The organism is Hyphomonas oceanitis, assembly GCF_036964545.1.
Classification (GTDB): Bacteria; Pseudomonadota; Alphaproteobacteria; order Caulobacterales; family Hyphomonadaceae; genus Hyphomonas; species Hyphomonas oceanitis.
In genome coordinates, this window is record NZ_JBALTL010000001.1 from 58815 (window position 1) to 76921 (window position 18107).

21 protein-coding genes are annotated in these 18107 nt (G+C 63.5%); 10 read left to right on the forward strand and 11 right to left on the reverse strand.

What is annotated here, in order from left to right:
- Nucleotide 1: 1 nt before the first annotated feature.
- Nucleotides 2–349, reverse strand: a complete 348-nt coding sequence (locus tag V7651_RS00295; protein WP_335611825.1) for a hypothetical protein — start codon at nucleotides 347–349, stop codon at nucleotides 2–4.
- A 103-nt stretch (nucleotides 350–452) separates the two neighbouring features.
- Between V7651_RS00295 and V7651_RS00300 the strand changes: the two genes are divergently transcribed.
- Nucleotides 453–938 (forward strand): NAD(P)H-dependent oxidoreductase, encoded by a 486-nt coding sequence (locus V7651_RS00300; RefSeq protein ID WP_335611826.1) that lies wholly within the window; start codon nucleotides 453–455, stop codon nucleotides 936–938.
- On the opposite strand, the gene V7651_RS00305 is transcribed toward V7651_RS00300, so the two are convergent.
- From V7651_RS00305 to V7651_RS00320, 4 genes are all read right to left on the reverse strand, one after another.
- The gene (locus V7651_RS00305) at nucleotides 935–1489 is read right to left on the reverse strand and encodes a GNAT family N-acetyltransferase (protein ID WP_335591475.1); all 555 of its coding nucleotides are present in this window, start codon (nucleotides 1487–1489) and stop codon (nucleotides 935–937) included. The genes V7651_RS00300 and V7651_RS00305 overlap by 4 nt on opposite strands.
- A 129-nt stretch (nucleotides 1490–1618) precedes the next feature.
- Nucleotides 1619–2053, reverse strand: coding sequence for a DUF1801 domain-containing protein (locus tag V7651_RS00310; protein WP_335611827.1), 435 nt, complete (start codon nucleotides 2051–2053; stop codon nucleotides 1619–1621).
- A gap of 81 nt (nucleotides 2054–2134) precedes the next feature.
- Nucleotides 2135–3136: a TIGR00341 family protein gene (locus tag V7651_RS00315; RefSeq protein WP_035535883.1), complete on the reverse strand. Its 1002-nt coding sequence runs from the start codon at nucleotides 3134–3136 to the stop codon at nucleotides 2135–2137.
- Nucleotides 3137–3140: 4 nt separating this feature from the next.
- On the reverse strand, nucleotides 3141–4004 hold the full coding sequence (locus V7651_RS00320; RefSeq protein WP_035535882.1) for an NAD(P)-dependent oxidoreductase: 864 nt from the start codon (nucleotides 4002–4004) through the stop codon (nucleotides 3141–3143).
- A 254-nt stretch (nucleotides 4005–4258) separates the two neighbouring features.
- On the opposite strand from V7651_RS00320, the gene V7651_RS00325 reads away from it, so the two are divergent.
- Genes V7651_RS00325 through V7651_RS00355 form a run of 7 tightly spaced genes read left to right on the forward strand, consistent with a single transcriptional unit; the run spans nucleotide 4259 to nucleotide 12124 of the window.
- Nucleotides 4259–4903 (forward strand): flagellar motor protein MotB, encoded by a 645-nt coding sequence (locus tag V7651_RS00325; RefSeq protein WP_335611828.1) that lies wholly within the window; start codon nucleotides 4259–4261, stop codon nucleotides 4901–4903.
- Between the two features lie 44 nt (nucleotides 4904–4947).
- A complete protein-coding gene (locus V7651_RS00330) occupies nucleotides 4948–6792 on the forward strand; it encodes an SLC13 family permease (RefSeq protein ID WP_335611829.1) in 1845 nt (614 codons plus the stop codon).
- Nucleotides 6793–6818: 26 nt separating this feature from the next.
- Nucleotides 6819–7568 (forward strand): arginyltransferase, encoded by a 750-nt coding sequence (locus V7651_RS00335; RefSeq protein ID WP_035535962.1) that lies wholly within the window; start codon nucleotides 6819–6821, stop codon nucleotides 7566–7568.
- Between the two features lie 43 nt (nucleotides 7569–7611).
- A complete protein-coding gene (locus tag V7651_RS00340; RefSeq protein ID WP_035535880.1) occupies nucleotides 7612–8721 on the forward strand; it encodes a TRAP transporter substrate-binding protein in 1110 nt (369 codons plus the stop codon).
- Nucleotides 8722–8737: 16 nt separating this feature from the next.
- Nucleotides 8738–9412, forward strand: a complete 675-nt coding sequence (locus V7651_RS00345; RefSeq protein WP_335611830.1) for a TRAP transporter small permease subunit — start codon at nucleotides 8738–8740, stop codon at nucleotides 9410–9412.
- Nucleotides 9402–10982 carry a TRAP transporter large permease gene (locus V7651_RS00350; protein WP_418887210.1) on the forward strand — a complete coding sequence of 527 codons (1581 nt, stop codon included), beginning with the start codon at nucleotides 9402–9404 and terminating at the stop codon, nucleotides 10980–10982. The genes V7651_RS00345 and V7651_RS00350 overlap by 11 nt, the downstream gene beginning before the upstream one ends.
- Complete coding sequence (locus V7651_RS00355; protein WP_335611832.1) at nucleotides 10955–12124, forward strand: pyridoxal phosphate-dependent aminotransferase; 1170 nt, start codon at nucleotides 10955–10957, stop codon at nucleotides 12122–12124. The genes V7651_RS00350 and V7651_RS00355 overlap by 28 nt, the downstream gene beginning before the upstream one ends.
- A 109-nt stretch (nucleotides 12125–12233) precedes the next feature.
- Here V7651_RS00355 and V7651_RS00360 read toward each other — a convergent pair whose 3' ends face one another.
- From V7651_RS00360 to V7651_RS00380, 5 genes are all read right to left on the reverse strand, one after another.
- Complete coding sequence (locus tag V7651_RS00360) at nucleotides 12234–12566, reverse strand: hypothetical protein (RefSeq protein ID WP_035535877.1); 333 nt, start codon at nucleotides 12564–12566, stop codon at nucleotides 12234–12236.
- 51 nt (nucleotides 12567–12617) lie between these two features.
- Nucleotides 12618–13181, reverse strand: coding sequence for a LemA family protein (locus V7651_RS00365; protein WP_034737018.1), 564 nt, complete (start codon nucleotides 13179–13181; stop codon nucleotides 12618–12620).
- A gap of 74 nt (nucleotides 13182–13255) precedes the next feature.
- Complete coding sequence (locus V7651_RS00370; RefSeq protein ID WP_335611833.1) at nucleotides 13256–14155, reverse strand: LysR family transcriptional regulator; 900 nt, start codon at nucleotides 14153–14155, stop codon at nucleotides 13256–13258.
- A 7-nt stretch (nucleotides 14156–14162) separates the two neighbouring features.
- Nucleotides 14163–15140, reverse strand: coding sequence for a YeiH family protein (locus tag V7651_RS00375; RefSeq protein ID WP_418887211.1), 978 nt, complete (start codon nucleotides 15138–15140; stop codon nucleotides 14163–14165).
- A gap of 183 nt (nucleotides 15141–15323) precedes the next feature.
- Complete coding sequence (locus V7651_RS00380) at nucleotides 15324–15668, reverse strand: ArsR/SmtB family transcription factor (protein ID WP_335591903.1); 345 nt, start codon at nucleotides 15666–15668, stop codon at nucleotides 15324–15326.
- Between the two features lie 46 nt (nucleotides 15669–15714).
- On the opposite strand from V7651_RS00380, the gene V7651_RS00385 reads away from it, so the two are divergent.
- A complete protein-coding gene (locus V7651_RS00385) occupies nucleotides 15715–16170 on the forward strand; it encodes an SRPBCC family protein (protein ID WP_335611835.1) in 456 nt (151 codons plus the stop codon).
- 186 nt (nucleotides 16171–16356) lie between these two features.
- Complete coding sequence (locus tag V7651_RS00390) at nucleotides 16357–17106, forward strand: SIR2 family NAD-dependent protein deacylase (protein WP_335611836.1); 750 nt, start codon at nucleotides 16357–16359, stop codon at nucleotides 17104–17106.
- Between the two features lie 102 nt (nucleotides 17107–17208).
- On the opposite strand, the gene V7651_RS00395 is transcribed toward V7651_RS00390, so the two are convergent.
- Nucleotides 17209–18069, reverse strand: a complete 861-nt coding sequence (locus V7651_RS00395; protein WP_335611837.1) for a pirin family protein — start codon at nucleotides 18067–18069, stop codon at nucleotides 17209–17211.
- Nucleotides 18070–18107 lie beyond the last annotated feature (38 nt).

Genomic DNA, 18107 nt, shown 5'->3' on the forward strand with positions numbered 1-18107 from the left:
TTCAGAAATTCCCGCGATAATGTTTCATCGCCGTCGCCCGCGACATGCAGGTCCGGTAGGTCGAGTTGCCTTCGCCATAGACCGTGCCACAGACCTCGCCGCCCTCGGCTTCTTTCCGCTCTTCCTGGCGCTTGTAATACTGGTCCCACGCGCTCTGCACGGTCTGGCGGTCCATGTTGTCGCGCGACTGGATGTTCTGCCGGTGCATCGCCTGAATGGCCGCGATCTGCGCATCGGTCCGCGCCTGCTTTTCATCCTCCGGCATGTCGTAGGCACCAAAGAACGAGGCCTTGCCAAGTGTTTGAAGAATCGATTTCCAGGCCTGCGACATCGTGCGTTTCCCCGTCATGGTTTCTTTGACGCCATGCTGCGCCCACAAGCTGCGGGGGGATTGTACATTCTCGCCATTGGCCGGATTGCCTATCCCGCACGTTTCGTTTTATGACGCGGAGATGGCGCAGCTTCTCATCGTCTGGCACTCACGCACTGGTGGCACCCTGCAAATGGCAGAGGCGGCCGCCGAAGCCGCGCGCGCCGAAACAGAGACCGTCCTCAAGCGCGCCGAAGACACGACCCCGTTCGACATGTTCGCCGCCAGCGGATTCCTCTTCGCCGCGCCGGAAAACCTTGCAGGCCTCTCCGGCGAGATGAAGGAATTCTTCGACCGCTGCTATTATCCGATGCTCGGCCAGGTCGAGGGGCGCCCCTATGCCCAGATGGTCTGCGCCGGTAGCGATGGCGAGAATGCCGCCCGCCAGATTCGCCGCATCGCGATGGGCTGGCGCCTGAAGGAAGCCCAGCCACCCATCATCGTCTGCACGAATACGAAGACGCAGGAAGACATCCTCGCGCCAAAGACCATTCCGGAGGCGAGCCTGACACGCTGCGCCAATCTCGGCCAGGCCCTCGGCGCCGGCCTCGCCATGGGCGCGCTCTAAAGCGCCTTGCGCATGTGGATGACGGTCTTCACCTGACCGTTCGCCGCAACCTGTTCCTCGCGGTGAAATGGCTCATAGCCGCGCGCCAGATAAAGCGGATAGCCCGGCACGGTGGAGCCCAGCTCGATCGTCCTGAACCCGGCCTCCCGGGCCGCACTCTCGCCAAGGTCCAGCAGCAGCGTGCCGATGCCCCGCCGCGTCCAGTCCGGGTGGGTGTACATCGCGCGGATGCGGGCTGCATGTACCGCCGGGTCGGCCAGCGAGTCGTCGCGCCCTGCCGTCTGGTCGCCGCCATAGAGCGTACGCCGTTTGCCCCAGCCGCCGCACGCCGCCATGACGGTCTCGCCGTCCACGTCGGTCTCGATCACGAAATAAGTGCCATCATTGATCAGCGAGCGGTCGAGCCCCATCGTTTCCTGCGCCGCAATGATTTCCTCGGCCGACAGGAAGGCCTTCATGTTCTCGGCAATCGATGCCTTCATCACGTTCATTATGGCCGGTATGTCGGCCTCCGTCGCAACGCGGTGACGGAAAGCAAAAGGCTCGCTCATGTCGGGTTAGGTCCACTGGCTGGTTCAGCCCTGTCTTCTCCTATCAAACGCGCCGCGTCCATGCCGCACGCGCAAACCAGGGCGCGGCATGACGACGTGCTGAATTGGCAGGCACATGCCCGCCCCTGATCAGCTCTCGCTTGTCGTGAAATTCTTCTCGGTCGACGCCATGCCGAGGCGCACCAGTTCTTCCAGCGCGCCGAGGTTTACATCCTTCAGCGCCTTGATGAAGATGCAGGACTTGCCCTTCTCATGCTTGCCGAGGATTTCCAGTTGCGCCGTGAAGTCTTCGAAGTCCGGCGACAGGTAGACGATCATGTGCTTCTTGGCGGGCTCGAACCCGGCAATCATGAACTCGCTGCTGCGGCCACCGTCCAGCGTATAGGCATAACGGCCATAGCCCACCTTGTGCGTGCCCCAGATCATGGCTGGCAGGTCCGTTACACGGGCGAAAAGCGCCAGCAGCTCTTCCGATTCCGCCTTGCGCTGCGGGTCATCGAGATTGGAAATATAGCGTTCAACACGGGATTTGGAGGCAGCGGCAACAGGTTCTACAAACGTCATGGGGGTGTGACACAGTCCTTTGAAGTGGAAGTTTGTGTCACCTTACAGCCACAGGCCCAAAAAGTCCAAAATATCCTGCACTTAGCCGATTTCGACCTTGGCCCCGAGGTCAAGCAGCACGATCAGCGTAGCCGCGACGATCAGGAAAAATGCTGAAAGCCCCGCATTCAGCCACACCGCCCAGGTCGCATTCTTCTGCTCGATCCACTTGCGCGGCCGTATCTTGCGCAGCCGGAACACGATCAACGCCGACAGGATGAGGCTCGCCACGTTCAGCGCCAGCAGCAGGGCCGCGCGCAAGGCGAGGTCATACTCGCCACCGCCTGCAAACAGGCCCAGCGCCGCGCCCGGTGGCAACAGGGCCGCCGCCACCATCACGCCCACCAGCGCCTCGGCTTGCCCGCGCGTCAGCGACAACGCCGCCGCGCCGCCCGCCGCCATGGCCAGCGCCAGCCCGTCCACCCGCACTTCGGCGCGCGACATCAGCTCGTGGCTCTGCAGGTTCAGCGGCAACATGAACGAGATCGCGAAGGAGACGGCCAGCGCCGTGACGATGCCCACGGCCAGCGTCGTGCCGCCCCGTTTCAAGAGGTCGAAATCGCCAAGCGCGGCGCCCATCGAAAAGCCGAGGATCGGGCCCAGCAGAGGCGCAATCACCATGGCCCCGATCACAGCCGCGATCCCGTCAGAGTTCAGGCCTATCGCTGCCACGATGGTCGACAGGATAACCATGATGACGAAATGCCGGTCCATCCGCGCACCATCTGAAATGTCCGAAAACAATTCCTCGCGGGTCGACTGATCGGCATTCTTCGCCTTCTCGCCCTTGGCCTCTTCCAGCTTCGGCGCTGTCGCCTCGATCGGCAGCACGGCAATGCGCCAGTCATCGCGGCCCTCCAGCGCCATCTGGATATTGTCCATCAGAGTCTGGTTGGTGCCATCGCGCATGAACACCGCAATCATGCAGCGGTCTTTTTGCTCGGTCTCCATGACGACATAGTCAATCGGGTCCGCCGCCTTGATGGCGCTGATCACCGTATCGCAGGCGGCATCCTTTGCGAGGTGGATGTCCAGGCGCCGCACGCGCCTAGGTCTCCCGCGTCAGGCGGGCGATCAGGCTGCTCGTATCCCAGCGCGCGCCGCCCATGGCCTGCACGTCGGCATAATACTGGTCCACTGTTGCCGTGGTCGGCAGGCTCGCGCCATTGTCGCGCGCCGCCTCCAGTGTGATCCGCAAATCCTTGCGCATCCAGTCGACCGCGAAGCCATGTTCGAAATGCCCCTCGACCATCGTCTTCCAGCGATTTTCCATCTGCCAGCTCTGGGCCGCGCCGCCGCTGATCGCCTCGATCACCTTGGCCGCGTCCAGTCCCGCCTTCTCGGCAAAGTGAAGCCCTTCCGCGAGGCCCTGCACGATGCCCGCGATGCAGATCTGGTTGACAGACTTGGCCAGTTGCCCCGCGCCACTCTCGCCAATCAGCGTCATCTTCTTGCCGAAGGCCGCCATAACCGGCTCAGCCGCCGCGAAGGCGCTCGCCTCGCCACCACACATGATGGTCAGCTTGCCATTGATCGCGCCTGCTTCACCGCCAGAGATCGGCGCATCGATGAAATGCGCGCCCTTGGCCTTGCAGCGTTCGTACAGTTCGCGCGCGAGGCCCGCCGAGGCCGTCGTATGATCCACCACGATCATGCCAGCGCCGAGGCTCGGCTCCAGCGCGTCGAACACGGTGCGCACGTCCGGGTCGTCGCCGAGGCAGAGGAACACGAACTCGGCGCCAAAGGCCGCCGTTGCCGGGTCTTTCGCCACTTCGCCCTTGTGGTCTTTCTTCCACTTGGCGGCCTTGGCGCCTGTCCGGTTCCACACGCTGACCTGATGGCCGGCCCGGGCGAGGTGGCCCGCCATGTGAAAGCCCATCACGCCCAGTCCAAGAAATGCCGTCCGCGCCATACATGAGTCTCCTGTGTCTTTGCCATCAGTGACGCCTTAGCCGAATGACTTCAAGGCGTTCTGCGTGGACAAGCTGCCCAGCGCGCCAATCCGGCCATCAATCCGCCCCTGAATTCGTTGAAATTTCATCGAAATCCGCCGTTCCACCTAGACCCGGCCTTCACCAAGCCCTGCTATGACTGCGAGTGTTGATCAGAAGGATCGGTTTCGAGCGCATGGCGACTGCCACTCACTCTCGGCGATATGCGGGCAGAATGCCCGTCGCGCCCGCCCGTAAAACGGGCACATGGAAGATGGCCTATGCCGACTTCCTGACCGCGCTCATGGCCTTCTTCCTGATCATGTGGCTGATCAGCGGCGTGTCCGCTGATGACCGCGCAGAGATCGCCGCCACTTTCCACAACAAAGCTGCCCCCACGCTGACGATGACGGCTGTCCTGCCCGATTCGACCGCCAGCCAGCTGATATCCACCCTTCAGGCCCAGTCGGACCTCGCGAATGCGGGTGAAAGTGTTCTCCTCACCCGTGAAGCTGATGGCGTGCGTATCGATCTCGTCGATAGCGAAAGCCGCCCCCTGTTTGATTCGGGCAGCGGCGCCTTCACCGCCCAGGGCCTCGCCCTTGCGACGGCCGCCGGCGAGGCACTTTCCCCGTTTTCACAGACGATTTCCATTGAAGGCCATACGGATGCCTTCAGTGCCACGAGCAGTGCCTATTCCAACTGGGAACTCTCGGCAGACCGGGCCAACGAGGCGCGCCGCGCCCTGATTGCCGCCGGTCTGGACGCTTCCCGTATCCGCGCCGTGACCGGCCTCGCCGACACGCGCCCCCTCGATGCCGGTCAGCCGCACTTGTCAGCGAACCGCCGGGTCAGCATATTGGTTCACACAAACGACTGATAACCTGTAGAGGGATCAGGACGGACGGATGAACCGGAGCCTTGATGATCGCTGATTTCCTGGCCCACTGGCCCATGTGGGCAAGCCTCGCGGTTATTGTTGCTGCAATTGGTTTCTACATGTCGGACCGCTGGCCGATGGAGCTTGTCTCTGTCGGCGTCATTGCGGCTTTGCTCCTGCTGTTCACCATTCCCGGCGCCTATGGCGCTGATGGCACGCCTGTCAGCGCGGCTGAACTTCTCTCGGGCTTCGGCAATCCGGCGCTGATCACCATCATGGCGCTGCTCGTGGTGGGTCAGGGCCTGTTCCAGACCGGCGCGCTCGATGGCCCGACCAAGGCGCTTGTCGGCGGCTACGAGAAACGCCCAGTCACCACGCTCGTGCTCGCTTTCCTTGCCGTCTTTGTCACCAGCGCCTTCGTCAACAATACGCCCATCGTCATCATGTTCCTGCCGGTGATGAGCGCCATCGCCAAGCGGATGAACGCCTCTCAGTCCAAGCTGATGATGCCGCTCAGCTTCGCGTCCATCTTCGCCGGCATGACCACGCTGATCGGTACATCGACCAACCTGCTCGCCGCCGAGGCCTTCCAGCGTATCGACGGGCGCACGCTCGGCTTCTTCGACCAGACGCCCATGGGCCTGATCCTCGCCGGCACCGGCCTCGTCTACATCGCCATCTTCTCGAAATTCCTGCTGCCCAACCGCCGCGGCCTCAGCGACGAGCTGGCCCAGCCCTCCGGCAAACAGTTCGTCGCCCAGATCGAGGTTACTTTCGGCCACTTCCTGAAGGGCAAAAAGCCCGTCGCCGGCATGTTCGCCGACCTGCCCGACATGACCGTCCGCATGATCCAGCGCGGCGAGCGCGCCTTCCTGCCCCCCTATGAAGACATCACGCTCCAGCCCGGCGACCTTGTCATCGTCGCGGCCACCCGCGCCGCCCTGCAGAACGTGCTCGCCCGCCAGCCGGACTTCCTCCAGCAGGTCTGGGAATCAGCCGGCGGCGACCTCGAAGAGAACAGCCGATCCGGTGCCCTCGCCCTCACTGAAGCCGTCATCGCGCCCGGCTCGCGCATGGTCGGCCGCACGGTCGAGATGCTCGGTTTCCGCCGCCTTACCCGCGCCGTGACGCTCGGCATCCAGCGCCGCAGCCGGATGATTCGCACCAAGCTCGGCGAAATCCGCCTCGAATCCGGCGACACGCTGCTCCTCTGCGGCCCGGTCGATGCCTTTGTCGACCTGCGCTCCAGCCGCGACATCATCCTGCTCGAATGGTCCCAGACCGAAATCCCGCTGACCACGCGCGCCGTCGCTGCCCGCGTCATCGCGCTCGCCATGGTCGGCCTAGCCGCGACAGGGCTTGTCTCCATCCTGCACGCCTCCGTGCTGGCCGCCGTGGCCATGCTCGTCGTCGGCTGCGTCAACACGCGCCAGGCGAGCCGCTCGCTCGACCTGCGCATTTTCCTCGTCATCGGCGCCGCCCTCGCAATGGGCATGGCGCTGGAGAAAACCGGCGCAGCTGCTGCGATTGCGCATGCTGTGGTCAACTATGCGGCGCCCTATGGCACGCTCGCGGTCCTGTCGGCCCTGTTCATCAGCGTCGCCATCCTGACCAATCTGCTGACCAATGCCGCCACCGCCATCCTGTTCTCGCCCATCGCCCTATCGGCGGCCACGGAACTCGGCGTCAGCGACCCGCTGCCCTTCCTTCTGGCGGTCATTTACGGGGCCAATTGCAGCTTCGCGACCCCCTTCGCCTATCAGACAAACATGCTCGTCATGGGCCCCGGACACTACAAGTTCGGCGATTTCATGAAATTTGGCGTGCCGCTCGTTTTATTGCTTTGGTGTGTCTTTACGCTGTTCGCCCCTTGGCGGTTCGATCTGTAAGTGTATCGTCGCACATCATGAAGTTCATGGACTCCCAGATACTGCCTCCAGGGCTCGAAAGGTCGCTCCGTTTCTACGTGACGAACCCTGCGCCGTGCCCGTATCTGCCGGGAATGCGCGAGCGCAAGGCGTTCACCAATCTCTCGGTGCCCGAGTCCGATTCCATCCACAATTCGCTCAGCCAGGCCGGTTTCCGCCGCAGCCAGACGATCGCCTACCGGCCCGCCTGCCCGCGCTGCAATGCCTGCCGCAGTGTGCGCGTGCCAACACGCGAATTCGTCCAGTCGCGCAATGACCGCCGCGCCATTGCCCGCAATGCAGGCCTCATCCGCACCCCGGTCAAGGCCGAGGCGACCCGCGAACAGTTCCGCCTGCTTAAAACGTACGTCCAGACCCGCCACGACAAGGGCGGGATGTCCGAGATGACCTATCGCGACTATGCCACCATGGTCGGCGGCAGCCCGGTACAGAGCCTGATCTTCGAATACCGCGACGGCCCTGACGAAGACTCGCCCCTTGTGGCAGTCTCGATCACCGACGTGCTGCGCGACGGTTTCTCGATGGTCTACACCTTCTTCGATCCCGAGCAGGAATCGCGCGGCCTCGGCCATTACATGATCCTCGACCATATCCAGCATGCCCAGGATCGCGGCCTGCCGCACGTCTATCTCGGCTATTGGGTCAAAGGCAGTCCGAAAATGGACTATAAACGGCGCTACAAGCCCCTCGAAGTGCTGGACGGCGACCAGTGGCGGACGCTAAGAGACGACGAATAGACCCTGACGGAGTGCAGGGCGGGGCTCTCTGGGAGGACATCTGATGATCAACCGACGCAATATCGTCGGCGCCGGCCTCCTCGGCGCAGCTGGCGCAGCCGCCGCCTTTGCCAATCCGGAAGTCGCGCAGGTCCTCGCGCCCGCCAAGATCAATCGCAACCGCCGCAAGTTCAACATGGTCACCACATGGCCCAAGGGCCTGCCCGGCCTCGGCCGCGCCGCCGAGCGCGTGTCGGAACGTGTCTACGCCATGTCCGACGGCCTGATGGAGATCAAGGTCTTCGCGGCCGGTGAACTCGTCCCCGCCTTCGAAAGCTTCGACGCCGTCGCAAACGGCTCGGCCGACATGTACCACGGCGCCGAATATTACTGGACCGCCAAGTCCCCCGCCTTCCCCTTCTTCACCGCCGTGCCCTTCGGCATGACCGCCCAGGAAATCATGGGCTGGATCGATTTCGGCGGCGGTCAGGAACTCTGGGACGAACTCTCCGGCCAGTTCGGCGTGAAAGCCATCCAGGGCGCCAATACCGGCCACCAGATGGGCGGCTGGTTCCGCAAGGAAATCAACAGCCTCGACGATCTGGTCGGCCTCAAGATGCGCATTCCGGGGCAAGGCGGCGACGTGCTGCGCGCGCTTGGCGGCTCGGCTATCGCGCTCTCCGGCGGCGAGATCTATCAGGCCCTGCAGACCGGCTCCATCGACGCCACCGAATGGGTCGGTCCGTGGAACGACTACTCCCTCGGCTTCCACCGCGAGGCGCCCTATTATTACGGCCCCGGCTTCCACGAGCCCGGCGCAAGCCTCGCCGTCGGCATGAACCTGAAAGTGTGGGAAAGCCTCACGGCTGGCGAGCAGGCCATCATCAAGGCCGCCTGCGAATCCACCAACCACACATCGCTCGGCGAGTTCACCTACCAGAACTCCGTCTACCTCGACCTGCTCGTCCGAGAACATGGCACACAGCTGCGCTCTTTCCCGCCGGAAGTGGTGAAAGCCATGTCGGAAGCCGCCTATGACGTGCGCGCCGCCAGCGGCAAGGACGGCATCGAGAAGCGCATCTATGAGAGCTTCGAGGCCAGCCTCAAACTGATGCGCGGCTGGGCCAAGGTTTCTGACGGCGCCTATTATCCCGCCCGCGAACTCGGCAAATAGGCTGGCTGGGGGCACCATGGATCCGACGTTTTACCTCTACCTCGGCGCCTGGCTGAAAGTCCTCGGCATCCTCTGCCTGCCCCTCTTTGCCGTCCCGCTTGTCACCCTCGCCTTTCCAGGCCTGATCGACCGGTTCGCCAAGCGCATGATCGCCTTCCTCGACGTGCTGTCGGGCGGCGCGCTGGGCCTCGCCATTGCCAGCGCGCTGATCCTCGTACTCGCCCAGCTCGCGGTCGTCATCTTGCGCTATGCCTTTGGCCTCTCCTTCACCTGGCTCAGCGAAATCGTCATCTATGCCTTCGCCGCCATGTTCATGCTCGGCTCGGCCGCCGCCCTGCGCGATGACGCCCATGTCCGCGTCGACATACTGCGCCCCCGCTTCGGCGAAGCAGGCCGCAACTGGATCGAACTTGTCGGCACATACCTCTTCCTCTTCCCGATCTGCCTGCGCCTCATCACCAATGGCGAACAGGGCCTGACACGCTCGTGGAGCCTGCTCGAAGGCTCGCGCGAATCCGACGGCTTGCCGATCCTCTTCCTGTTCAAGACACTCGTACCGGTCTTCGCTGTCCTCTTGATGACCGCCGGTCTCTCCGTCGCCCTGAAGGCTGCGCTCCGCCTCACCGGCAAGCTGCTGCCCGCCGCCACACCCATTGAGGGCGAAACCGGGGGAGGCCATGATGGAGTTTGAGATCATCCTCGCTGTCGCCATGTTCGCCTGCGCCATTCTCGGCCTGCTGGCGGGCTATTCCGTGGCGCTCACACTCGGCGGCGTCGCGCTCCTGTTTGCGCTGCTCGGTATCGCCACCGGCACCTTTTCGCCCTCCTTCCTGATCGCCTTCCCGAGCCGTATCCAGGGCGCCTCGATCATGCAGAGCCAGACGCTGGTGGCTGTGCCCCTCTTTGTGCTGATGGGCGTGATCCTCGAACGCTCCCGCGTGGCAGAAGACCTGTTGCACATTGCCAGCCGCCTGCTCGCGAAAGTTCGTGGCGGACTTGGTTACGCCGTCGTCCTCGTCGGCGCGCTGCTCGCTGCTTCCACCGGCATTGTGGGCGCCACCGTCATCACAATGACGCTGATCGCCCTGCCCACAATGCTGCGTCAGGGCTATGATCCCAAGCTCGCCACCGGCACCATCGCCGCCTCCGGCACGCTCGGCCAGATCATCCCGCCCTCCATCGTGCTGATCCTGCTCGCCGATGCCGTCTCAAATGCCGCCAGCCAGGCCAGCCTCAAGGGCGCGGGCTCCGGCGTCGTCTCGGTCGGAGACCTGTTCGCTGGCGCGCTGATCCCCGGTGTCCTGCTCGTCGTGTTCTACCTGCTTTATATCGCAGCCATGGCCATCTTCCGCCCGGCCACATGCCCACCTGTTACACTCACGGAAGACACAGAGCCGCTGACCGTAAAAGAGGTCGCCTTCGGTCTTGGCGCGCCGCTCCTGCTGATCATCGCCGTACTGGGCGCAATCCTCGGCGGCGTTGCCCCGCCCACGGAAGCCGCCGCCATTGGCGCAGCCGGCGCGGTCCTCCTCGCAGGCATACGCCTTGCCGACGAAGCCAAGAGCCGCCTCGCGCCGCTCATCCTTGCGGGCCTTGGAAGCATCATCGCCATCCTCGTCCTGCGAAACACGATGGACCTGCGCGCGGGCGTCGCCAGTATCAGCGGCGCCAACTCCATCGGCATCATCCTCACCGTGCTCGCCAGCCTGGTCTTTTTCGCTGGCGTCGCAGCGGGCCTCCTCGTGCTGCGCAAGATGCGCCAGCTATTGCCCGCGCTCACCAGCGCCACACATATCACCAGCATGGTCTTCCTCATCCTGATCGGCGCCTCGCTATTCAGCCTGGTCTTCCGCGGCTATGGCGGCGACGAGATGGTGGCCGCAATGCTGCACCAGGCGCCCGGCGGCAAATGGGGCGCCCTCGCCATGACCATGCTCGTCATGTTCGTGCTCGGCTTCTTCCTCGACTTCATCGAGATCGTCTTCGTCGTCGTCCCGCTCGTCGCACCGCCGCTCATCATGCTGGGCTTTGATCCCATCTGGCTGGCCATCCTGATGGCGCTCAACCTGCAGACCAGCTTCCTGACGCCGCCCTTCGGCTTCGCCCTCTTCTACCTGCGCGGCGCGGCCCCGGACGAGATCAAAACCATGGACATCTGGCGTGGCGCTGTGCCCTTCATCGGGCTACAGATCGCCATGATCATTCTCGTCGGCTTCGTTCCCGCCCTCGCCACATGGCTGCCGAGCCTCGCCGCCAATTGAGTAGCGACGTCTCCCCGTTTCAGGCCATCGCCGTCAGCCGTCTTGCGCACGAGCTGCAGGCGGCCGGGCGCTCTGTCATCCACATGGAATTCGGCCAGCCTTCGACCGGCGCCCCGAAACGCGCCGTCGAAACGGCGCATTCCGTGCTCGAGGCCGAATCCATGGGCTATTGGGAAAGTCCCCAGCTCAAGGCGCGCATCTGCCAGCACTATGGCGACACGTACGGCGTCGAGGTCACGCCCCGACGCCTTGCCATTACCTGCGGCGCCTCGCCCGCGCTCGTGCTGGCCCTGTCATCCGCCTTCAATCCCGGCGATCAGGTCGCGCTCGCCCGGCCCGGCTATGTCGCCTATCGCGGCACGCTGAAGGCACTGAAGCTTGTGCCCGTCGAAATCGAATGCGGCGAGGAAACGCGCTTCCAGCTGACTGCCGCCCAGATCGCCGCGCTCGATCCCGCCCCCGCCGGTCTCATCATCGCCAGCCCTGCGAACCCGACCGGCACCATCCTGCCCGCCGAGGAACTCGCGGCCATCGTGAAGGTCTGCGCCGCGCGGAATATCCGCATCATCTCCGACGAGATCTATCACGGTCTTTCCTACGGCCCGCACACCGCCTCGGTGCTGGAACACACGAGCGACGCCTACGTCATCAACTCCTTCTCGAAATACTTTTCCATGGCGGGCTGGCGTCTCGGCTGGATCGTGTCGCCCGACAGCATGGCCAGCCGCACGGCCGCCTATATCGGCAACATGTTCCTCACCGCGCCATCGCTTTCCCAGCACGCGGGCCTCGTCGCCATGGATTGCCGCGACGAGCTGGAAGGCCACCTCGACACATACCGCCGCAACCGCGACCTGATGCTCGCCGCCCTGCCCGCGCTCGGCCTCGAACGCATCGCCCCACCAGACGGCGCCTTCTACATCTATGCGGACATCTCGCGCTTCACCGATGACAGCCTCGGCTTCTGCATGCAGCTGCTGAAGGACACCGGCGTCGCCACCGCCCCCGGCGTCGACTTCGACCCGGTCAACGGCCACAAGTTCATGCGCTTCTCGTTCGCCGTCTCAACCCCGGAGCTGGAGGATGCGCTCGAGCGGATCACGCCATGGTTCAAGGCGCGCGGCGAGGCTCAATCCCTGTAATAACTCCGCATCCCCGGCGAACGCCGGGGTCTCTTGCGGCTGGCTTCCTGCTTCAATTGCCTGAGGTCCCGGCGTTCACCGGGACTGCGGATGAAGTTAGAGGCTCAACCTATTTACAATCGTAAGCGGCTTCCGCCCCGCCATCCGGCGTGCGTTCGAGCGACACGAACGTACAGCCATCCGGCGCCGCGACGATGGCCGCCTCTGTCAGCTGGTCATCCGTTGGCGGGCCCGCATTGGCGACACCAAAGCTGCCATCGGTCTTGATTGAGAGTTTCAGCTTGAAGCCCTGCCCCGCCATCGGCGCGGCCATGAAGGCATAATTCTGCGTCGCAATCGTCTGCGGCACGAGGCCGTCCCAGGTCGATGCGCTCCAGCTTGCGCCGGAACTGACGCACGCGCCCAGAAACAGGGCCGATACAAATAGATAAGGTTTCATCATGCGTCCTCCCACGACAGGCATGGGAGGCACACTACATGATAAACGCTCTGACTAGAACTTAACTTCCGGCGGCGTCGAGAGCGCCTCGCGGCCTTCCACGCCGACGTCGAAGAAGTCACGCGGCTCGAAGCTGAACATGCCAGCGATGACAGACCCCGGGAACTGTTCGCGCGACGTGTTGTAGTCCTGAACGGCCGAGTTGTAGAAGCGGCGCGCGGCGGCCAGCTTGTCTTCGATGGTCGACAGCTCGTTCTGCAACTGGATGAAGTTCTGGTTGGCTTTCAGGTCAGGATAGGCCTCGGCCAGTGCGAACAGCTTGCCCAATGCGCCGGTCAGCATGCCTTCGGCCTGGCTCATTTCGGCCGGGGTAGAGGCCGACTGGGCCGCCGCACGCGCCGCGATCACCTGCTGGAATGTCTCCTGCTCGTGCTTGGCATAGCCCTTCACGGTTTCGACCAGGTTCGGGATCAGGTTCTGGCGCTGCTTCAGCTGCACGTCCACGTCGGCAAAGGCCTGGTTGACCCGCTGGCGCTTCATCACCAGTCCGTTGTAGATCAGGATGATAAAGCCGACGATGGCGACTGCGACCGCAAGTACGATCAGAATGGGGCTCATGGGCCGTCCCTCCACAAAAACGATATATCAGGCGTAACCGCCATCTGCCGCAGAGGCAAGTGACGCCTCGGATGTCAGGCTTCCGCGTCTGGGCCCTGCGCGTCGGCGAGGCGGATAAAGGCCTGTTCCAGCCCCGTTTCATGGCGTTCCTTGTGGCGCAGGATATGGAAACTGCGCGGCGGCAGGCCGACCGCCACTTCGCACAATGTCCCGGCCATGATCGACGGCTCCGCCACCAGCATCGACAACAGGCTCGCGCCTGCGCCCGCCTGCACGGCGGACCGCACGGCCTCGTTCGAGGGCAGTTCAAGCGCCACATCGAGATCGCCAAGGGTGAGGCCATGGCCGGCCAGCAAGTCTTGCAGCATGGCCCGCGTGCCGGACCCCGGCTCGCGGAGCACCCAAGGCACAGCGCGGTAGTCCTTGCCCGTTCGCGGGGGCTTCCCGGTCCACTCATGGCCCTTCGGCACGATAATCGCTGTCCGGTCGCCGGTCACAGCCGTTTGCTTCAGGTCATTGCGCTGCGGTTTGCCCTCCACGATGCCGAGATCGACCGAGAGGTCGGCCACGGCTTCGGCGATCTGCTCCGTATTGCCGATCTGCAGGTCCAGCGTCACGCCGGGATGCGCCAGTCTGAAAGCCTGCATCAGCGGCGGCAGCCAATAGTTCGCCACGGTCTGGCTCGCACCAAGCCGCAGCACACCGCGGCGCAGGCCCGCCAGATCGTCCAGCGCCTGCACAGCCAGTGTTGCGCGGGCCAGCACGGCGCGGGCCTCGTCCAGGAAGGCATGCCCGGTCTGCGTCAGCACGATGCGCCGCCCAACCCGGTCAAACAGTTTCACGTCATGACGCTCTTCCAGCGCAGCAATCGCCGCGCTTGTCGCACTCTGGGTCAGGTTCAGCGCCTCGGCGGCGCGGGTCATGTGTTCCCGCTCGGCGACGGCGACGAAGATGCGGAGCTGTTCGAGCGTCATGTAAGTCTCATCCCGTCGTGAGCCGGATCAGCACGAGGCTGACAAGCGTAATGAAAATCCATCCGCCCGCTCCGACAATCGCCGGGCGAAAGCCCTCGGCCGCGAGCTTGCGCACGTCTGTCTCAAGGCCCATGGCGGCAAGCGCAATGGCGAGCAGGAATTGCGTGGCGGTGGAGACAGGCTGCAACACCGCGTGCGGAACAACATCCAGACTCGCCAAGCCGACCATGGCGATGAAGCCGAACACGAACCATGGCAGCGGCGGCGCCGTGCGGCTTGCCTCCCCGCCCGATGCCTTGAGGCGCCGCGCGGCCAGCATGCCGAGCCCGAGCACCATCGGCGCCAGCATCATGACGCGGGTCAGTTTGGCAATCGTGCCGAACTCCCCGGCCTCGGTGCCGCGCTGGTAAGCCGCCGCAACGACCTGCGCCACTTCATGGATCGACGCCCCGGCCCAAAGGCCAAAGGCGTGCGGGCCAAGGTCCATCAGGCCGCCCAGCACGGGGTAAAGCATCATGGACAGCGACCCGAAAACGGTCACGCAAGCCACCGCATAGGCGACATCCTCATCACGCGCCCGCGTCACCGTATTGGTGGCGATCACGGCCGACGCGCCGCAGATCGACGTGCCCGCCGCGATCAGTTCTGTCAGCCGCGCGTCCACTTTCAGCATGCGCCCAAGCCAGACCGTGAAGGCGAATGTCGAGGCCAGCGTCACCACAATCACCAGCACGCCTGTGCCGCCAACAGCCACGACTTGCGACAGCGTCAGCTGCAGTCCGAGCAGCACAATCCCGGCGCGAAGCACGCGCTTCAGACTGAACTTGACGCCCGCCTTGGCGCTGGCCGGTGTGCCGATCAGGTTGTGGAAGCCCATGCCGAGAAGGATGGCGAGGATCAGCGGGCTTAGCACATGGACGCCCGGCAGCATGCGCAGCGCAAAGGCCGCCGCCGCGATCAGCATTGCCAGCAACAGGCCCGGCAGGATGCTGGGTGCAGTGGAAGCGGCTGTTTTTGGCGCATGGGTTTGTGTGTGGAACAGGGTCAGCATCATCTCGGCCTTCATTGGAATGCCTTGGAGATACAGGGCCATGAACAATCATTCCAACGGTGTATAATTATATTATCAATCGATTTTATCGATTGAATTACACTGTGGCAAGCACGCTTACGCCTCTTCGTTGGCCGGGAGGTTTTCCATGTCGTCCTTCATGCGCGCCAGCAGGTCGACGGCGCCGGAGGCATAAGCGCCAATCCAGCGGTCATGGATCTGCTTGATCGGCAGGGCATTGAGATAGTTCCAGCGCTGGCGCCCCTGCTTGCGGGCGATCACGAGGCCCGCCTCCTCCAGCACGCCGAGGTGCTGCATGACCGTGCAGCGGTTCAGCCTGTCAAAGCGCGCGCACAGCTCGCCGGTGGTCTGCGGATTGTCCTTCAGGGCATCCATCAGGTCGCGCCTTATGGGCGCAGCGAGAGCCTTGAAGACGAGGTCGGTTTGATCATCACTTGACATGTTATATTTTTACAACATGATTGAGGCCAAGACAAGGAGTGATGTGATGGACCTGAAATTTGAAGTCAGCGGCCGTATCAACCGCCCGGTATCCGAAGTGTTCGAAGCTGTCGTGAACCCGGACAAACTGTCAGCCTATTTCACCACGGGCGGCGCGAAGGGGCGTATCGAGACAGGCGCCATTGTAACGTGGGATTTCAGCGACTTTCCCGGCGCCTTCCCGGTCCATGTCGTCGAGGTGGAAAAGGACAAGCGTATCATCCTCAAATGGGACGCGCACGATCCGGCGGCCTCCGCGCCCTATCAGACCACAGTCACGATGCGCTTCGAGCCCACAGATGACGGCCGCACCCTTGTCACCATTGCCGAGGAAGGCTGGCGCGAAACGCCTGCGGGCCTGAAATCCTCCTATGGCAATTGTTCGGGGTGGATGCAGATGCTCTGTGCCATGAAGGCTTATGTCGAGCACGGCATCAACCTGCGCGAGGGCATGTACAAATAACCCCTCACCTCCCATCGCTGTACGATGGGCCCCTCCTCTCCCAGAGGGAGAGGGGTTAAGTCACTCAGAGCGGCAACCCCTCTCCCTCTGGGAGAGGGGGGACCCGCACCCGAAGGGTGTAGGAGGTGAGGGAAAACAGAAAATCAGTGTCTGGCCTTCGCCGATAAGTCATGTAGCATCATATCCATGTCCGATGCTGCCACCCTTGCGCGCATGATCGACGCCGCCACCCGCGTGATGGTTTTCACGGGTGCGGGCATTTCCACGGAGAGCGGCATACCGGATTTTCGCAGCCCCGGCGGCGTGTGGTCCAAGATGGCCCCGATCTATTTCCAGGACTTCGTGTCCTCCGCCGAGAAGCGCCGCGAATCCTGGACCCGCGTCTTCAACCGCTCGGCCGGCTGGACCGATGCCAGCCCCAATGCCGGCCATGATGCGATCGCGAAACTCGTCACGACTGGCAAGGTCGGCGCGGTGGTGACGCAGAATGTCGACAATTTGCATCAGGATTCCGGCGTGCCAGCCGATAAGGTAATCGAGATCCATGGCAACGCCACCTATGCCCGCTGCCTCAATTGCGGAAAGCGCTACGAGATCGAAAAGCTCAAATCCCGCTGGGAGGCAGGCGAAGATCTCACCTGCATCTTCTGCAAGGGCCTCATCAAGACCGCGACCATCTCGTTTGGCCAAGCCATGCCGGAAGCCGAAATGGCCCATGCCGCCGAAGAGGCGCTGCTGTGCGACCTCTGCCTCGTGCTTGGCTCATCTCTCGTCGTCTACCCCGCCGCCGGCATACCGCTCGAAGCCAAGCGCAACGGCGCGAAACTCGTCATCGTCAACCGCGAGGCGACCGATCAGGACCAGATGGCAGACCTTGTGCTGCACACCGAGATCGGCCCGCTGATGAGCGACGTTGTGGAGCAGCTGGCATTATGATTCCACAAGAGCTGCACTCATCCTGAGCGAAGTCGAAGGATGGCAACACGCCCCGGCTCGTCCTTCGACTTCGCTCAGGATGAGCCTACCGCCCCGCGAGCCCTAGCCCACATTCACCGGCGCGCTGAACTTGCCTGCCTGATAGTCCGCATAGGCCTCGTGGATTTCCGCGACCGTGTTCATCACGAACGGGCCGTGCGAAACGACCGGTTCGTCAATCGGCTCGGCATGGCCGAACAGGACCACGGCGTCAGAACTGGCGACCAGTTCCACACTGTCGCCCGCGCCGAGTTCGGCGAGATTGAAGCCCTTCACCGACGTGCCGTTGATCGCCACCTCGCCGCGCGCGACATAGGCAAACACATCGCGGCCCGCCAGCGAATCAAACCCAATCCGGCTGCCCGCCTTCATCTCCAGCCAGGTCATGAACACGCCCGTCAGCGACTCGATCGCGCCGGTCTGGCCCTCCCATTCGCCAGATACGAGGTGCAGTTTCACGCCATCTTTTTCCACCACCGGAATCTGGTCGGCCTGAACGCCCACATAGCGCGGCTGGACCATTTTCAGCTTCGACGGCAGGTTCACCCAAAGCTGCAATATTTCCATCGGCCCGCCGCTGCGTTTGAACGCTTCCGGCGAGACCTCTTCATGCACGAGGCCGCTGCCGGCGGTCATCCATTGCACGCCGCCCTTGCTGATAATGCTTTCATGCCCGGCGCTGTCGCGGTGCGCGAGGTCGCCCTCGAGAATGAAGGTCACCGTCTCGAACCCGCGATGCGGATGCGGCCCGAAGGGCAGGCCGCGATTGCCCGGCTTGTAGGTCTGGGGCCCGTGATGATTGAGGAAGAGGAAGGCGCCGACATTGTTGATACCGCGCCCCGGCACAGGCCGCCGCGTTACCAGATCAGCGATATCGTCGCGCTCGGCAGGATGGATACGCAAAACGGGCTTGGGCTGGGACATGGCTGTCTCCTATTCAATAACACTGGCTACCATTTAGG

What these genes read in the sequence shown, in the direction of transcription:
- V7651_RS00355 (WP_335611832.1), top strand. Translation starts at nt 10,955, where the DNA reads ATGGCTGCCGAGCCTCGCCGCCAATTGAGTAGCGACGTCTCCCCGTTT.
- V7651_RS00310 (WP_335611827.1), bottom strand. Translation starts at nt 2,053, where the DNA reads ATGACGTTTGTAGAACCTGTTGCCGCTGCCTCCAAATCCCGTGTTGAA.
- V7651_RS00300 (WP_335611826.1), top strand. Translation starts at nt 453, where the DNA reads ATGGCGCAGCTTCTCATCGTCTGGCACTCACGCACTGGTGGCACCCTG.
- V7651_RS00340 (WP_035535880.1), top strand. Translation starts at nt 7,612, where the DNA reads ATGATCAACCGACGCAATATCGTCGGCGCCGGCCTCCTCGGCGCAGCT.
- V7651_RS00390 (WP_335611836.1), top strand. Translation starts at nt 16,357, where the DNA reads ATGTCCGATGCTGCCACCCTTGCGCGCATGATCGACGCCGCCACCCGC.
- V7651_RS00370 (WP_335611833.1), bottom strand. Translation starts at nt 14,155, where the DNA reads ATGACGCTCGAACAGCTCCGCATCTTCGTCGCCGTCGCCGAGCGGGAA.
- V7651_RS00330 (WP_335611829.1), top strand. Translation starts at nt 4,948, where the DNA reads ATGATCGCTGATTTCCTGGCCCACTGGCCCATGTGGGCAAGCCTCGCG.
- V7651_RS00365 (WP_034737018.1), bottom strand. Translation starts at nt 13,181, where the DNA reads ATGAGCCCCATTCTGATCGTACTTGCGGTCGCAGTCGCCATCGTCGGC.
- V7651_RS00360 (WP_035535877.1), bottom strand. Translation starts at nt 12,566, where the DNA reads ATGATGAAACCTTATCTATTTGTATCGGCCCTGTTTCTGGGCGCGTGC.
- V7651_RS00380 (WP_335591903.1), bottom strand. Translation starts at nt 15,668, where the DNA reads ATGTCAAGTGATGATCAAACCGACCTCGTCTTCAAGGCTCTCGCTGCG.
- V7651_RS00320 (WP_035535882.1), bottom strand. Translation starts at nt 4,004, where the DNA reads ATGGCGCGGACGGCATTTCTTGGACTGGGCGTGATGGGCTTTCACATG.
- V7651_RS00305 (WP_335591475.1), bottom strand. Translation starts at nt 1,489, where the DNA reads ATGAGCGAGCCTTTTGCTTTCCGTCACCGCGTTGCGACGGAGGCCGAC.
- V7651_RS00345 (WP_335611830.1), top strand. Translation starts at nt 8,738, where the DNA reads ATGGATCCGACGTTTTACCTCTACCTCGGCGCCTGGCTGAAAGTCCTC.
- V7651_RS00350 (WP_418887210.1), top strand. Translation starts at nt 9,402, where the DNA reads ATGGAGTTTGAGATCATCCTCGCTGTCGCCATGTTCGCCTGCGCCATT.
- V7651_RS00335 (WP_035535962.1), top strand. Translation starts at nt 6,819, where the DNA reads ATGGACTCCCAGATACTGCCTCCAGGGCTCGAAAGGTCGCTCCGTTTC.
- V7651_RS00385 (WP_335611835.1), top strand. Translation starts at nt 15,715, where the DNA reads ATGGACCTGAAATTTGAAGTCAGCGGCCGTATCAACCGCCCGGTATCC.
- V7651_RS00295 (WP_335611825.1), bottom strand. Translation starts at nt 349, where the DNA reads ATGACGGGGAAACGCACGATGTCGCAGGCCTGGAAATCGATTCTTCAA.
- V7651_RS00325 (WP_335611828.1), top strand. Translation starts at nt 4,259, where the DNA reads ATGCCCGTCGCGCCCGCCCGTAAAACGGGCACATGGAAGATGGCCTAT.
- V7651_RS00395 (WP_335611837.1), bottom strand. Translation starts at nt 18,069, where the DNA reads ATGTCCCAGCCCAAGCCCGTTTTGCGTATCCATCCTGCCGAGCGCGAC.